Origin of the sequence: Blastochloris tepida (assembly GCF_003966715.1) — a bacterium.
GTDB lineage: Bacteria > Pseudomonadota > Alphaproteobacteria > Rhizobiales > Xanthobacteraceae > Blastochloris > Blastochloris tepida.
Genome location: NZ_AP018907.1, coordinates 2,685,379 through 2,701,292 on the forward strand (window position 1 = coordinate 2,685,379; position 15,914 = coordinate 2,701,292).

Sequence of the window (15,914 nt, forward strand, 5' to 3'; positions counted from 1 at the left end):
GCTTCCGGCAGGCCGTAGGATTTCGGCCGGAGGCTGGGTGATTCTTCCACCCGAGATTCTTGCTCCCGAGATTCTTGCGCCCGTGATTTTTGCGTCCTTGATGACATGAATTTCCGGGCCGCCGATGGTCGCGCGCCCCTGCGTGCGCCGCCTCAGCCTGCCTGGGCCAATCCCCAATTGCGCAGCCCGCGCCTGTTTGGCGGCGATCCGCGGTCATGATACGAAATCCGTCCGAATGGCCGGCGGTTCGCGCCCGGCCGGCGGTGCACGAATCCCCCATGTCAGCTCGCGAGGCCGTTCCCCGGACTGCTTCCCGGCTTGGCGGCGGAATCGCCCGGAGGCTTTCGCCGCCCCCCGGGAGACGTCCGGTGCCGGCGGCTCCTGTTCCGCTTGAGACCAAGAGACTCACCCGACCCAAGGCAGACGAGTTGAAGTCTTCATCGTCTCCCTGAGTATTCCGGCATGGCCCTTCCGCCCCCCAGCTCCGACCGCCTGCTCGGCTACGCCTATCTGGTCACGGTCCTGGGCGATCAATACCGCGTTCTGGACGGGAATATTCTTGGCAGCCAGGACAGCGCGACGGTCGTCAGCGGCGACCCGGCCAGGGACGGCCAAGCCGGAGAGCGCAGGGCGGGCGATGGCGTTCACGCCAAGGCCGGCCCTGGTGCGGCGTGGGGAAATCCGGGCGACATCCGGTTGCGCATCGCCGGGTCCGGGCTGGTCAATGGCGACTACAGCCTCGTGTCGGTCGCCGAGATCGGCGGCCTGTACGGACTCATCGCCTCGAACGGCAAGCTCTGCATCTTCGTCACGCGAAACGAGTACAGGCCGTCCGATCCCAGCGCGCGGACACTGAAACTGCTCCCCGGGGCGGCCTGTCAGGCGGTTCTGGGCACGCTGGTCGAAACGCCGCGCCCTGCCGTCCGCCCCCCGCCCCCGTCATCGCCGGCCTCGCCGCCGCCCGCCAAGGCGCCCGTGCCGGTGCAGGTGCCGGTGCAGGTGCCGGCGCAGGACACGCCGTCGGCGGCGCCCGCGGTGGAACCGGCTCCCCCGGCGCAGGCTGCGGCCCCCGCCGAGGCTCCTGCTGCAGAGGCTCCTGCCATCGAGGTTCCTGCAGTCGAGGTTCCCGCCGCAGAAGCTCCTGCTGTCGCGTCCCCTGCCATTGAGGCCCCCGCCGCCGAACCGGGGCCTGTCGCCACGCCGGAGCTCGCAGCTGCCGCTCCGCCGGATATTTCGGGTCTGCTCAAGCGTGCCCACGCGCTGCGCCAGGGCGGCGATCGCGAGGCGGCGCTCGCCGCCTTCCAGACCGCGGCCGAAGCCGCGCCCGACAATGCCGATGTGCGCGTCGAGGCCGCCCACGATCTGCGCGCGCTTGGCCGGACCGGCGAGGCCGAGGCGGCCTGCCGAGCGGCGCTCGCCATCGATCCCCGGAATTTCGGCGCGGTTCGCCTGCTGGCGATCCTGTTCAAGGCGCGCGGCGCGCTCGACGAGGCGTTGCAGCAGTGGGACGCGGCGGCCGCCCTGCGGCCCGGCGATGCCGGCATTGCCGCCGAGCGCGGCAACCTGCTGCGCCAGCTCGGCCGGCTGGAGGCCGCCGAGACCGCCTTCCGCGAGGGGCTCGACCGTGATCCCGCGAATGTCGGCCTGCTTGCCGGGCTCGGCCACACGCTGCGCCAGCGCGGCGACCGCGAGGGGGCACGCGCCGCCTTCCAGGCTGCGGCCGAGGCCGCACCCGGCAATGCTACCCTGCGCGTTGATGTCGCCTATGATCTGCGCGCGCTCGACCGCGCCGGCGAAGCCGAGGCGGTGTGCCGGGCGGCGCTCGGCATCGACCCCCGCCATCTCGCCGCGCTGCGGCTGCTGGCGAACCTGCTCAAAGCGCGCGGCGCCCTCGATCTGGCGCTCCAGCAGCTGGACGCGGCGCTGGTGCTGGCGCCTGACGATGCCGGCCTTGCCGGCGAACGCAGCAACCTGCTGCGCCAGCTCGGCCGGGCAGACGACGCCGAAGCCGCCTTCCGCCAGGGGCTGGCGCAAAACCCGACCAATGTCGGCCTGCTCGCCGGGCTCGGCCACACGCTGCGCCAGCGCGGCGACCGCCAGGGCGCGCTGGCCGCCTTCCAGGCCGCGGCCGAGGTGGCGACCGGCCCGACCAACCTCAATCTGCGCGTCGATGTCGCCCACGAATTGCGCGCCCTCGGCCGCGCCGCCGAGGCCGAGGCGGCGTGCCGGGCCGCGCTCGACATCGACCCCCGGCATCTCGGCGCCCTGCGGCTGCTGGCGAGCCTGCAGAAGGGGCGCGGCGCGCTCGACGAGGCGCTCCGCCACTTGGATGCGGCCTCGGCGCTCGCCCCCGATGACGGCGGCCTCGCTGGCGAGCGCGGCAACCTGCTGCGCCAGCTCGGCCGGGCAGACGACGCCGAAGCCGCCTTCCGCCAGGGGCTGGCACGAAACCCGGCCAATGTCGGCCTGCTCGCCGGGCTCGGCCACACGTTGCGCCAGCGCGGCGACCGCCAGGGCTCGCTCGCCGCCTTCCAGGCCGCGGCCGAGGCCGCCCCCGACAATGCGAACCTGCGGGTCGACGTCGCCCATGATCTGCGCGCCCTCGGCCGCGGCGACGAGGCGGAGGCGGCGTGCCGGGCCGCGCTCGACATCGACCCCCGCCATACCGCCGCCCTGCGGCTGCTGGCGAGCCTGCTGAAGGGGCGCGGCGCAATCGAAGAGGCGCTCCGGCTTTTGGACGCGGCCTCGGCGCTCGCCCCCGACGATGCCGGCCTCGCTGGCGAGCGCGGCAACCTGCTGCGCCAGCTCGGCCGGGCAGACGCCGCCGAAGCCGCCTTCCGCCAGGGACTGGAGCGCAGCCCCGGCAATGTCGGCCTGCTTGCCGGGCTCGGCCATACGCTGCGCCAGCGCGGCGACCGCCAGGGCGCGCTCGCGGCTTTCCAGGACGCGGCCGAAGCCGCCCCCGACAACGCGAACCTGCGGGTCGACATCGCCTATGACCTCGACGAGCTCGGCCGGCCGGAGGAGGCCGAGGCGGCGGCCCGGGCGGCCCTGGACATCCAGCCCGGACATGCCGCAGCGGCGCGGCTGCTTGCGAATTTCCTGCGGCGCCGGGGCGCGTTCCAGGCTGCCGCCGCGACGCTCGAGGCGGCGGCGCAACAGGCGGGCGGCGATCCGGCGTTCGAGAACGAGTACGGCCACTTCCTGCTGCAGACCGGCGAGATCGACCGGGCGGAGGAGCGGTTCCGCGCCCTGCTCGCCGCCGACCCCGCGCATGCCGGCGCCCTGATGGGGCTCGGCCACGTCCACATGGAGCGCCAGCAGCACGCCGAGGCCGAGACGGCGTTCCGCGCCGTGCTGGCGATCGAGCCGCGGCACACCGGCGCGCATATGGCGCTTGGCCATCTCGCCCGCCGGCAGGGCCAGCGCGCGGCGGCGCTGGCGCTGTTCGAGGCCGCACGCGCCGCCGACCCGGCCGCCCCCGAGCCGCGGATCGAGACCGCCGCCGAGTTGCGCGACCAGGGCGATTTTGCGGCCGCGCGCGCCCTGCTGGAACAGGTTCTCGCCGACCGCCCGGACCACCTGCACGCCCGCCTGCAGCTCGGCCTGCTGATGCGCCGGCAGGGCGAGCGGGCGGCGGCGGCGGCCGTGTTCGAGGAGGCGGCGCGGCGCCACCCCAACCGCGTCTGGCCGCATCTCGAGCTCAGCATCGAGCGCCGCGCCGCCGGCCAGCCGGCGGAGGCCAAGGCGCTGCTGGACAAGGCCCTGTCGCTCGAGCCCGGCAATCTCGGCGTGCTGCTGCCGGCGCTCGACTTCGCCCGCCTCGCCGAGGATGCCGAGGCCGAGCGCCGGCTGATCGCCACGCTGCTTGAGCATCACGCCAAGCGGCCGGCGATCTATCCGCCGATCGCCCAGGCGCTGGCCGACCTCGGCGACGAGGCTGACGCGTTCATCGTGCTGGACCATGCCGAGCGCCGCTTCGGCCTGCGCCCGGAGATCGCGGCGACCCGCGCCGACCTGCTGCGCCAGGCCGGGCGGCTGCCCGAGGCGCAGGCGGAGCTCGACGCCGTGCCGGCGACGGTGGAGCCGAACTTCTATCTCTTCTCCCAGCGCGTGCTGGTGGCGACGGCCCTCGCCGACTGGCCGCGGGCGGAAGCCCTGCTGGCGGCACCGCCCGCCCACAACACCCACGACCGCGCCCGCGTCGCATTCTTCCGCGGCCAGATCGCCGACGCCCGGCGGCGCTACGACGCGGCAATCGCTGCCTATACCGAGGCGCTGGCGGGAAACCCGGAGGACGGCTGGGGCCATGCCGAGCTGGCGCGGGTGCGGGTTCTCACGCTCGACCCGGAGGCGGCGCGCGCCCACCTGACGCGGGCGGTGCAACTCAACGCCGCGGCCAACCGCCTGCGCGGCCAGTCGCTCAACATCTCCCAGCACCATCTCGGCCAGATTCTCGACGAGTTCCTGCTCGACCGGGCCCTGCTTGCCGAACTGCGGCGGACCCTGGCGCTGGCGGACGGCCCGGCCATCGCCGCGCTCGCCGCCATCGTGCGCGCCCATCCCGACCATACGCCGAGCGCGATGCTGCTGCTGATCCGGCTGCGGCAGGCCGGCCTCTTCGACCGACCGGCCGCCGCGCCGCGCGGGCCCGGCCCGATCCCGCGCCGCATCATCCAGTTCTGGGACGAGCCCGAGCCGCCGGCCGGCATTGCCGGGCTGATGGCGGGGTGGCGGGGCACCAACCCGGGCTGGGAGCATGTGCGCCACGACGATGCCAGCGCGCTCGCCTTCCTCAAGGCGCACCACCCGCCGGCGGTGGTGCGGGCGTTCCGGCTGTCGCGCCACCCGGCGCAGCGCGCCGACATCTTCCGGCTGGCGCATCTGGCGGTGACCGGCGGCGTCTATGTCGATGCCGACGACCGCGCGCTGACCCCGCTCGATGCGGTGATCCCGCCCGCGGTGCGGCTGTTCGCCTACCAGGAGAATTACGGCACCATCGGCAACAATGTGCTGGCCGCGGCGCCCGGCCATCCGGTGATCGCCGGCGCACTGGCCGAGGTGACCGCCGCCATCAATCGCGGCGACAACGATCATCTGTGGCTCGCCACCGGCCCGGGGCTGGTGACGCGCGCCGTGGCACGGCATCTCGCCGGCCACATCGCCACGGCCCTGCCCGCCGCGGCGCCCGGCTCATCGACCCCCGCGGCGGCGGCCGAGGCGCTCACGCGGCTGAGCCGCGACTGGCAGGGCGAGCTGGCGATCCTCGAACAGGGCGAACTGCAGCGCCATGTCGGCCTGCACTGCCGAATGCCGTATAAGAAGACACCCAAGCATTGGGGAAGAGCAAACCGTCCGTGAAGACGGACATTGAGCGCTGGTTCAGATGAACCGTGGTGCGAGGAGTGCGGCCCAGAGGGCACGCAAGATCCGCTTGGCTTGTTGTGGCCGCGATAGCCGCGGTCGACATGGATGCGCCCGACGGCGACGCCGGTGAGCCTCCCCGACCGGCGAATCCTCGCCTCCAAGAAACACGATCCTCCCGATCCGGCATCCGAAATTGCGGGAGATCCTCGGTCTTGGACAGCCACTCCTTCATGAACGAGTGCTGCCAAACGCCGATCCCTACGCCCTCTCAAGCGCCTCGCGATAACTTCGCGGGTAATTCTATTTTTAATAGAAAAAATCAATCCTAGATAAGAAGTCATTCCGCTCGCCGGCGAATCAAGCTGTCATCCGGCGCTCAGCCGAGTATGGTTACCAAACATAGACTCGAATTGAGAAGCTGCCACCCGCGCAAGGCGGCGGTTGCTTACTTTTGGGGGAAGTGACGCTTTCCGCTGTCATGTCGCTATGCTATCCGCCATATGGAACAAGGCGCGCCGGAGAAGGAAATCGCCCGTGCCGCCCGCGGCGTATCTTCACCCCCAAGGGGAATATTGCTGCGGATAATCCAGAAAAGTCGAGAAAAATTTCATCAGACTTCGATGAGCAAGACAATTATTATAAATTGGCGGACCTGATGTTGAAGGCGGCGCAATATATTCTTGGGCAATATATTCCTGGGAATGTCGTTTCGCCCCGGCGCCAACGCGCGGCCGGCGGCAGTCCCGGCCCCGGCGCGTGCCGCGGCTGGGAGACGCAACCCCGCCCGCCTGCCGGCGCCGGCCCCATCCGCCGCGCGGCCGGTCTCCCCTCCCGCACCCCATCAGCCTGAGAGCCGCCGATCATGCGTTTCGCTGGCAAGACCATCTTCGTCACCGGCGGCGCCGGCTTCATCGGCTCGGCGGTGGTGCGCCACCTGCTCGATGACACCGCGGCCCGCGTCGTCAACCTCGACAAGCTCACTTACGCGGCGAACCTCGCCTCGATCCCGCAAGCGGAAGGCCACCCGCGCTACGCCTTCGCCAGGGTCGACATCTGCGACGGTGCGGCGCTGCGCCGGCTGTTCGACACCTACGCGCCCGACGCGGTGATGAACCTCGCCGCCGAGAGCCATGTCGACCGCTCGATCGACGGGCCGGGCGCGTTCATCACGACCAATATCGTCGGCACCTTCACGCTGCTGCAGGAGGCGCTGCGCTACTGGCGCGGCCTGCCGGCGGAGCGGGCGGCCGCCTTCCGCCTGCTGCACGTCTCGACCGACGAGGTCTATGGCTCGTTGGGGCCGGAGGGCCTGTTCACCGAAACCACGCCCTATGCCCCCAACTCGCCCTATTCGGCGTCGAAGGCTTCCTCCGACCATCTGGTGCGGGCGTGGCGCGAGACCTACGGTCTGCCGACGCTGGTCACCAACTGCTCGAACAATTACGGTCCCTACCATTTCCCCGAGAAGCTGATCCCGCACATGATCCTCAAGGGCCTCGCCGGCGAGGCGCTGCCGGTCTATGGCGACGGCCAGAACGTGCGCGACTGGCTCTATGTCGCCGACCACGCCCGCGCGCTGAGCCTCGTCGTCGAGCGCGGGCGGGTGGGCGAGACCTACAATGTCGGCGGCCGCAACGAGCGCACCAATCTGGCGGTGGTCGAGACCATCTGCGACCTGCTCGACCGCTACGCGCCGCAGCCCGCCGGGCCGCACCGGCGGCTGATCAGCTTCGTCACCGACCGGCCGGGGCACGACCGCCGCTACGCCATCGACGCCACCAAGCTCGAGACCGAGCTCGGCTGGCGGGCGCAGGAGAGCTTCGACACCGGCATCGACAAGACGGTGCGCTGGTATCTGGAAAACCGGGACTGGTGGCAGGCGATCCTGGAGCGCGGCTATCAGGCGAAGCGGATCGGGGTGATGGCACGATGACAGGGACGCAGTCCGGGAAGACGCGGGTGTTGCGGCGCACGGCCGGCAAGGCGCCCGCCCCCACCGCCGGACCGAAGCCGGCCGGGGCGGTTCGCCAGGGCGGAGGCCGCCAGACCGGCCAGGATACGGGGCAGGACATGATCGCGGATGCGGGCCAGCACGCCGGCCAGATCACGAGCAGGACGCCGCCGCAGCCGGCGGCCGCAGCCGCGCTCGACGCGCCGGTGCGCCGTCCGCCCGAGGGCCGGCAAGTATCTCAGACCGTTTCGCCCCAGACCAATTCACCTCAGACCGCGTCGCCATCCCCGGGCGGCGTCCGCAGGCCGGACGAGACGCCCCGCAGCGACGCGCCCCCGGCTCCGCGCGCCTCGGCCGCCACCCCGCCGTCGTTCCTGTCGCTGTCGCAACTGCCGCATCTGATCCGCGCGCCGGCCGGCGACGTGCTCGACGGCCTGATGGTCGACTACTACGCCTATGTCGGCGATCGGCTCGTGCTGTCCGGCTGGGTGGTCGGCGCCGGCTCCGGCCGGCGGATCGACAGCGCGGACGATACGGTGCGCGCCTGCCTGTTCCCCCGGCCGGATGTCGAGACGGCGTTTCCGGGCCTGGCGGCGAGCGCGCGCGGCCTGCTTGCGGTGGTCAGGCCCGGTGAGGGCGACACCTTCACGCTGTGCGGGCGGCGGCTGCGCGCGCCGCGCCGCGCCGACGGCGAGGGCGATCCCGCGCGCATGTTCGTCGATCACCGGGCGCGCCTCGGCTTCCTGCTCGAAGCGCTGCAGGGCAGCGCGGTCTCGCTGGCGCCGCTGGTGGCGCAGCTCCAGACGGCGCCCGCCGCCTACAAGCGCGCCCGCGGCTTCCTGGAGCACGCCAAGGGCGTTCCCGGGCATGGCGGACTGGTGGTCGGCTGGACGGTCCAGGTGCCGGGCGTGACGCTGGCGCTGATCGACCAGCGCGGCCGCATCGTGCCGCTGGCCGAGGCGGTGCGCTGGCATCGCCCGGACATCGTCGACGCCTTCAGCAGCGAGTTCGGCAATTTCACCTTCAATGCCGGCATGCTGCAGGGCTGGCGGCATGGCGTCACACTGGGCGAGGAGATCCGGCTCTGCGTACTCGACGGCGACGAATGCCACGTACTGGCGTCGCGCCAGTGGGAGGCGGCGCCGGTCGAGCCGGTCAGCTTCGCCAAATGGGCGTTCGAGTTTCCGACCCCGCTCGACCGCTTCTTCGACCGGCTGGAGCAGCATGACGGCGCGGTGATCGACTCGCTGGTTGCGGCCAAGCTCGCAGCCCGCCCGCCGCGCCCGCCCGAGATCATGGTGTGCGGCCCGCAGCCCGAGAGCCCGCGCTGCTCGATCATCATCCCGCTGTTCGGCCGCTTCGATTTCATGCTGAACCAGCTCCTCGAATTCTCCGAGGACGATGAGCTCAAGGCCGATGCCGAGCTGATCTATGTGGTCGATGATCCGCGCATCCTGTCGGAGGTGCGCCAGCAGGCGCCGCTGCTCTATGAAGCCAACCGCGTGCCGTTCCGCATTGTCACCGCCGGCGAGAACCGCGGCTTTTCCGGCGCCAACAATCTCGGCATCTCGGTGGCCCGCGCGCCCAATCTTCTGCTGCTCAATTCGGACGTGATCCCGGTCGAGCCCGGCTGGCTGCAGAAGATGCTGGCGGTGATCGAGGGGCGGGCGGATGTCGGCATCGTCGGCGCGCGGCTGTTCTATCCCAACGGCGCGATCCAGCACGACGGCATGGCCTTCGTGTGGGAGCCGGCGCTCAACGCGCACATCAACAAGCACCCCGGCATGGGGCTGGAGCCGCCGGACCCGCGCGCGGGCGCGACGCCGCGCCTCGCCGTCACCGGCGCCTGCCTGCTGATGTCGCGTGCGCTCTACGACCGGGTCGGCGGGCTCGACGAGGGCTTCCTGATCGGCGACTTCGAGGATTCCGACCTCTGCCTCAAGGTGCGGAGCGCCGGCCTGTCGATCGCCTGCGTCGAGGACGTCAACCTCATCCATCTCGAACGGCAGTCGCTGGCCGGGATCGGGCAGGACCGCTTCCGCAATTTCGTGGTGCGCTACAACGCCTGGCGCCACGAGAGGCGCTGGGGCAGCGTGCTGCGCAAGATGACCGGCGCGCGGGGGTAGGCGATGAAGGTTCTGGTCATCGCCCACGGGCATCCGGATTTCTCGGTCGGCGGCGCCGAGCTGGCCGCGTTCAATCTCTACCGCTCGCTGCAGCGTCACCCCGAGGTCGAGCGCGTCGATTTCCTCGCCCGCACCGACCAGCCCTCGGTGGGCTGCGGCATGATCGGCCTGCGGCGCCCGGGCGAATATCTGTGGCGGCAGGACATGCACGACTGGTTCCTGCTGCGCACGGCCTATGCCAACGGCATGTACGATGCGCTGCGCGCCTTCCTGCGCCTCAAGCGGCCGGACGTGGTGTTCGTCCACCATTACGCCCATATCGGCCTGGAGATGCTGCGCGAGCTGCGCCGCGAGCTGCCGGACGCCTTCATCTGCCTGACGCTGCACGAATACATGGCGATCTGCGCCCATCGCGGCCAGATGGTGAAGGCGCGCTCCGGCCGGCTGTGCCACAGCGAGAGCCCGGAGGAGTGCGCCGCCTGCATGCCCGAGCGCAACGCGGAATCGTTCTGGCTGCGCAAGCATTTCATCCAGAAGCACTTCGAGGCGGCCGACATGTTCGTCTCGCCCTCGGAGTTCCTGCGCCGGCGCTACATCGCCTGGGGCATCCCGGCCGAGTACATCACGGTGATCGAGAACGGCCAGCCGCAGATCGAGGCGGCGCCGGCGGCCGAGAGCCCCGCCTTGCGCACGCGCTTCGGCTTCTTCGGCCAGATCACCGAGTTCAAGGGCGTCGAAGTGCTGCTGCAGGCGCTGCATCTGATGCGGCCGGAGGTGCGCCGCACCCTGCAGGTGGAGATCAACGGCGCCAATCTGGAGCACCAGGAGCCGAAGTTCCGCGAGATGATCGAGAAGCTGCGCGCCCCGCTGGTGGTGGAAGGGTCGCTGCGCTGGGTCGGCCCCTACGAGCCGCACGAGCTGCCGCGCCGCATGCGCAAGGTCGGCTGGGTGGTGGTGCCGTCGATCTGGTGGGAGAATTCGCCGATGGTGATCCAGGAGGCGTTCTGCTGCCGCCGCCCGGTGATCGCCGCCAATATCGGCGGCATGGCCGAGAAGGTGGAGCACGGCGTGAATGGGCTGCACTTCGAGGCGAGGAGCCCGCTCGACCTCGCCGACACGCTCACCGAGGCGGCCGGCACCAGGGGCCTGTGGGAGCGGCTGAGTGCGAATATCCGCCAGCCGATCTCGTACGAGGAGTGTGCAAAGGCGTATCTGTCATTAGTATCGTGGTAAATTCAATTAAGTAAAAAAGCATGGAGTCTGATGATGATCTGGGCCCAAAATATAGAATCTGAAATTTCGCATTGGCGCAATTGGTTAACAGATCCGAAGATGGAAGAATCTCGTAAACGGCGCATTTCGTCAACAGAGAAACTTTCATCGAGAACGTTGGAACTAATAGGAAAACCACTTGGCTCAAAGATTCGAATCTTAGACGTCGGATCTGGACCAATAAGCACAATCGGAAGAAGCGCCCCTGGATATGATGTTGAGCTTGTTTGTACCGATGCCCTTGCAGATCACTACAATAAGCTTTTGAAGGATTCCAATTTAATGCACTTGCCGTCTATTTTCCCGGTCAAGGGGGAGGATCTCGAGAGCAATTTCGGGAGGAACGCCTTCGATTTGGTGAATTGCGCAAATGCTCTAGATCACTTCGAAGATCCCGCATTGGCATTTGTCAATATGTATAATGTTTGCGCGGAAGGGGGCGTCATTACAGTACTATCAATTGAAAACGAAGGCGAGCGCGAAGGATATCGCGGGCTTCATCAGTGGAATCTGCGCGCGAACGACGATGGATTGTGGCTTTCTACAAAACTAAGGACAGAAAATATCATAAATCGAATTCCACGAACAGCAATTTACTCTTGGAAATACGTCGATCACGGGCAAAAGAATTTCAATATATTTTTAATATCAATTAAAAAGGCATCTAATTAGCATTTTTTATTATTATCTTGAAGTAGACAAGGTCGCGCTCCATTGTTCCGGCGCAGCCTTTATATTTTCTCCTTGTCAAGAATAGCGCTAACTCTTCACCGGTGTCTTCGAAGTTTCGCGATCTTGACGAGGGAGAGAGGATGGATGGGTAGCTGTAAACGTATTCACCGCATTTCGATTCAGACATTTCTGTCTTTATATTAATTAGAGGCCGGGGCTCTGACCATGTAATAAGATCACGAGATGTATTGTAAACTATTTGCCCTTTATACTTTCCGCCCGGCATTGCGCCCACAGCGATATATCTCCCTCCTTGCTCAATAACAGATCCTATTGAATACAGATTTTTCAAAATACTGCAGGGTCGCTTTGGTGAATCTTTATAAGGGTCGTGCGCGGATGGAATCCATGTGACACCATCCCAATATTCCCAATTCAAGAGGTCGCCCTGCCGTAAAGTCCTAAACAAACAATGGCCATACGGCTGACTAGGGTCGCCAGTAGTAAGTATAATTGAGTACAAATAACCATTTCTAGAAAATATATTCGTTGGCGAAAAAAATCCTCGTGGTCTTCCCTGCATGTCTTCAGAGCGAATGTTCGCCGATGCAATTGGTTTAAGGTGGTCCACTTTGTAAAAGTTCATTCCAGAATCTGTTGATTTTAAGGCAACTATACTATTATACCAACAGCTTCCAAGATCAGCAAATTTGCATTTTCCAGGATGGCGGTGAGCCTGAAATTCATGATGCCCGAGGGCAAAGACATTAACCCCGTCTTCCGTCCACGTCGCTGTTACCCAAATCTTATCGTTATATTCACTAGGATTTGAGGCGTGACTACTCTTTCGACTTATTGAACAAACTCGCTGTAGGTCAATTAAGGTATCCCCACGAAATAGCCTTACATCGAAGTGACTCGCTAGCCCGACAACGGCACCAGAGGAATCACGGAATGCCCTCAATGGACTATCCGGAATATCATCATAGGAACAACGCTGGGTAGCCCAATCAAATACGACATGAGGCCCAGAAATTATTTTTACCTCATCCAGCGCATATGAGTGGGCCGGATAGAAAAATAAAATAAACAATCTCAGAATAACTCTAAATAAAAAAATCCGCATAACATTACTTCTGGCTTATAGAAACGCTCGTCAAATCGGCTGCGATCGCGGCTTTTGCCGTCAAATCTTTGACAGGGTGAACAAATAGAGGGACGCACTCCCTCAAGCGATCGACCTTGTGTACGTTAAACTGCGGATAATGCGTGAATGGCGGGGTCGTCTTGCTAAGATCGAGCATCCTTAGGCCAACAAAATTTGCGACAGACGGCATTGTTACTTCTTGATGCCCCTTCCAGCCAAGCGCGATTTGTTCAGCATACGCATCAATGTATCTCCGAGAAAAAACGATCAAAGGAAGAAACGCGCCATAAGCGACGGAATCTGGCGACACAGATAAATCTTTAGGAAGCTCTAAAGTTTTCCACCAAACCCAATTGTTATTTCTCCATGGAGAAATATAACTACCTGCAAAATCGCAATCTTTCGTTGCGCAGATAAGCCTCTCCATTGATTGCCTGACGTCGCCCGTGGCCATGACGTCATATTCCATCCATATGTATCTCGAGTATGATTTATTCAGGCCGGACACCGCACGAATCATCTTTAAATCAACGTTTCCTGGAATTAGTCCGCGGGAAATATCCTTGCTGTGGACTACCTCCGCAAAAATTTGCTTATTGTTTAATGTTAGAATTCCATCACGCTCATTAAATGGAGGAGATTCTTCGTCTTTAACGTGAACAACCTTAATCACATCGCATATATCCCCGACACTTGAGCGATATTCCTGAAATACCTGGTCAGCAAAGCTGCCGCCCGGGGATGCCAAAAGCATGCAAATATTCTCAGACATAGCGCGCCTGTGCCGATGATGAGATATGCGATAGAGCTACAACGAAATCGCAGGAAAGGCAATACTGCTTAAATAACAATGGCATGCCGGCAAATACAACAGTTATTTGATGGCTACCAGCAAATATTCGCCCGCTTGCAGGAATTAGAAGCCATAACCGGATGCGTGAAAATGTAAAAATTCCGCAAAGTGACGCGCTGTATTTGGCGCATAGAGAGATTTTTCATATTTAAAAATGATTTTTATTGAATGCCTGAAGAGGTGACTTACGTTGTGGCTCTTCCCCAATGCTTGGGGGTCTTCTTATACGGCATTCGGCAGTGCAGGCCAACATGGCGCTGCAGTTCGCCCTGTTCGAGGATCGCCAGCTCGCCCTGCCAGTCCCGGCTCAGCCGCGTGAGCGTCTCGGGCGCTGCCTCGGGGGGCGGTGAGCGGGGCGCCGGTGAGCCGGGCGCCGCGACGCCCCTACGAATTCGGCTGCAAGGTGTCGATCGCATTGACGGCGCCGGCATCTCGGCCGGTCGCCGCCGGAAACGAAAACGGCGGCGCCGCGGCGCCGCCGTCGAGAGCCCCGGCCGGCGGCCGTCAGGCCACCGCGTCCATCGCAGCGCCGATCGCCCGCGCCCGCTCGGCCAGCATCACCCGCACCCCCACCGGCACCTGACGGTGCGCCTTGGCGCGCGGATAGGGCAATTCGCTGATCGCCTTGCCGTTCGGATACAGCGCCTGATGCTCGGACCAATTGTCGAAGGCGAGCCGGTCGACATTGTCGACGAAGGTTTCGGCCGGCACCCCCTCGGCGAGGATGAGCGAATGGTCGTCGAGCTCGACATGGTAGTAGGTGAAGACCTGCGGAACGCCGGTCTCGCGCACGATCGAGGTGCCGTTGACCAGCGCGCCGGCCTGGATCAGCGATCCGCCGACCAGGAGGGCATGGTCGGGCGACAGCAGCAGGTCGCGGACCGGCAGGTTGTCGCCCAGCGCGCCGGCCTTGACGCGGATCGGCAGCACCCGCAGCGGATCGGCGAAGCGGGTCGAGATGGTCTGCAGGCCGATCCAGGTGACCGGCATGGCGCGGCCATCGGCCGTCAGCACGCGGTCGCCGCGCGTCAAGGTCTCGACCGCCACCTCGCCATCCGGCGTGCGGATCATCGTGCCGGGATAGAAGCAGTACACGTCGATATTGACGGTATCGGTATCGGTGCCGCCGGTGTGGCCGTCGGAGGTGGTGATCGTCAGGACGTCGTCGACGTCGCCGACCGTCGTATCCTGGCTGGTGGTGAGGTAGTCGAGCCCCTGCAGAGCCGTGTTGATGTTGGCGATCGCGCCCGACAGCACGACCGTGCCGGTGCCGTTTCCGGTCACGGTCAGTCCGTCGACGCTGCCCAGCGTCAGCGTGCCGCTCCCGACGTGCAGCGTAACCGTAAGGTTCGCGTCGTTGGCGTCGGACACCCAGATGGCGTTGCCGTTCGCCGAGCTGAACAGGATGTGCGGGTTCGACTCCCAGTTCAACGCCTGCGTCGGGAGAGAACTTGAACTCGGCACGTCATAGGAGACCTTGACGTTGTCGATGTAGATGAATTCGCCCTTGTCGAGAGAGCTTGGCACCGAAAAGCGAACCGAGGTGCCGCCCGAAATGTAGGCGCTGATGTCGGCACTGAATGAGCCGTCAGCACCGTTGGCACCGAATGCGCCTAACGTCGTCCATTTTGTCCCATTGTAGATCTCAACGGTAATCTTCTCGTCGCTTGAACTCGTGTTTGAATTGTAATCGAAACTGAGATTGGCCTTGACTGCATCAGCAAGGCTTGATGCAACTTGGCGGGCAATGGAATGCGTACTGCTGCCTCCACCATTCGAGTCGTCGCCAAAACGCAACTCACCGCCGGAAACCTGAATCCAGCCGCCGGTGGTGCTCGTCTGCTCCCCACTTTCCGTCCAGTTGCCAGCCCAGTTTTCGGTTCCACTGTTCGCGCCATACCCCCCGCCGGCGAAGTCGTCAGCGTTCGTGTGGGTATTCGAAAACAGATTTACCGGCGCCACGTCGAGGTGCAGGGTCTGCGCGTCAGTACCAGTTCCTCCGAAGTGACCGGTATTCTTCGCGGTCACCGTCACGCTGCCCGGATCTACGGGCGTGTCACTGCTGTCGGTGAACGTGATACCGCGCAGGATCGACTGCCAGTCACTGGTCCTTTCATCGCCGCCAGTCAGCGTGAGCAGGCCGGTATTGGCGTCATAGCTGGCGGTAATTCCCTTACTCGCGGCGAGGGTCTGGGCCGCGGGGTCGAGGCCCAGCGTCATCGTGCTCGTATGGGTGGCGATCTGCACCGAGATGGTGTCGATGCTGTTGCTGTCAAGCACATTTGCGCTCAGCGTCGCCTGCGGAAACAGATACATCGGCGTCGGCGCGGTCGAATAGGTGGTGCCGGTGCCATTGGCATTATTGAGATTAACCGTAATCGACATTCACGCGCTCCGATAAATTGGATTGTTAACGTCTCGTTGGTTCCGGCCTCGGCGGCGATCCAACCTGCCTGCCGGCCGAAGCTCAACCGTGTCCGGCGCAGTTGAGACAAATTGCAAAGAAATTGATATGAAAAATCGTAC

General features: G+C 64.9%; 8 protein-coding genes. 5 read left to right on the forward strand and 3 right to left on the reverse strand.

Features of this window, described 5'->3' with window-relative positions; translation table 11 throughout:
* Window positions 1-462 precede the first annotated feature (462 nt).
* From BLTE_RS12250 to BLTE_RS12270, 5 genes are all read left to right on the forward strand, one after another.
* Window positions 463-5,361, forward strand: coding sequence for a tetratricopeptide repeat protein (locus BLTE_RS12250; RefSeq protein WP_126400980.1), 4,899 nt, complete (start codon window positions 463-465; stop codon window positions 5,359-5,361).
* An 868-nt stretch (window positions 5,362-6,229) separates the two neighbouring features.
* Complete coding sequence (gene rfbB / locus BLTE_RS12255; protein ID WP_126400981.1) at window positions 6,230-7,300, forward strand: dTDP-glucose 4,6-dehydratase; 1,071 nt, start codon at window positions 6,230-6,232, stop codon at window positions 7,298-7,300.
* A gap of 137 nt (window positions 7,301-7,437) precedes the next feature.
* Window positions 7,438-9,444, forward strand: coding sequence for a glycosyltransferase (locus BLTE_RS12260; RefSeq protein ID WP_126400982.1), 2,007 nt, complete (start codon window positions 7,438-7,440; stop codon window positions 9,442-9,444).
* Window positions 9,445-9,447: 3 nt separating this feature from the next.
* On the forward strand, window positions 9,448-10,677 hold the full coding sequence (locus BLTE_RS12265; RefSeq protein WP_126400983.1) for a glycosyltransferase family 4 protein: 1,230 nt from the start codon (window positions 9,448-9,450) through the stop codon (window positions 10,675-10,677).
* Between the two features lie 30 nt (window positions 10,678-10,707).
* Window positions 10,708-11,388, forward strand: a complete 681-nt coding sequence (locus tag BLTE_RS12270; protein ID WP_126400984.1) for a class I SAM-dependent methyltransferase — start codon at window positions 10,708-10,710, stop codon at window positions 11,386-11,388.
* Here BLTE_RS12270 and BLTE_RS12275 read toward each other — a convergent pair.
* The 3 genes from BLTE_RS12275 to BLTE_RS12285 all read right to left on the reverse strand — a co-directional run bounded on the left by BLTE_RS12275 (window position 11,381) and on the right by BLTE_RS12285 (window position 15,773).
* Window positions 11,381-12,514: a glycoside hydrolase family 183 protein gene (locus BLTE_RS12275; protein ID WP_126400985.1), complete on the reverse strand. Its 1,134-nt coding sequence runs from the start codon at window positions 12,512-12,514 to the stop codon at window positions 11,381-11,383. The two genes, BLTE_RS12270 and BLTE_RS12275, sit on opposite strands and share 8 nt — an antisense overlap.
* A gap of 4 nt (window positions 12,515-12,518) precedes the next feature.
* On the reverse strand, window positions 12,519-13,307 hold the full coding sequence (locus BLTE_RS12280; RefSeq protein ID WP_126400986.1) for a hypothetical protein: 789 nt from the start codon (window positions 13,305-13,307) through the stop codon (window positions 12,519-12,521).
* 585 nt (window positions 13,308-13,892) lie between these two features.
* Window positions 13,893-15,773: a Hint domain-containing protein gene (locus BLTE_RS12285; RefSeq protein ID WP_244599980.1), complete on the reverse strand. Its 1,881-nt coding sequence runs from the start codon at window positions 15,771-15,773 to the stop codon at window positions 13,893-13,895.
* Window positions 15,774-15,914: the final 141 nt, after the last annotated feature.

Excerpts from the sequence above, each read along its gene's own strand:
- BLTE_RS12270 (WP_126400984.1), top strand. The coding sequence starts at position 10,708 with ATGATGATCTGGGCCCAAAATATAGAATCTGAAATTTCGCATTGGCGC.
- BLTE_RS12260 (WP_126400982.1), top strand. The coding sequence starts at position 7,438 with ATGATCGCGGATGCGGGCCAGCACGCCGGCCAGATCACGAGCAGGACG.
- BLTE_RS12280 (WP_126400986.1), bottom strand. The coding sequence starts at position 13,307 with ATGTCTGAGAATATTTGCATGCTTTTGGCATCCCCGGGCGGCAGCTTT.
- BLTE_RS12285 (WP_244599980.1), bottom strand. The coding sequence starts at position 15,773 with ATGTCGATTACGGTTAATCTCAATAATGCCAATGGCACCGGCACCACC.
- rfbB (WP_126400981.1), top strand. The coding sequence starts at position 6,230 with ATGCGTTTCGCTGGCAAGACCATCTTCGTCACCGGCGGCGCCGGCTTC.
- BLTE_RS12250 (WP_126400980.1), top strand. The coding sequence starts at position 463 with ATGGCCCTTCCGCCCCCCAGCTCCGACCGCCTGCTCGGCTACGCCTAT.
- BLTE_RS12275 (WP_126400985.1), bottom strand. The coding sequence starts at position 12,514 with ATGCGGATTTTTTTATTTAGAGTTATTCTGAGATTGTTTATTTTATTT.
- BLTE_RS12265 (WP_126400983.1), top strand. The coding sequence starts at position 9,448 with ATGAAGGTTCTGGTCATCGCCCACGGGCATCCGGATTTCTCGGTCGGC.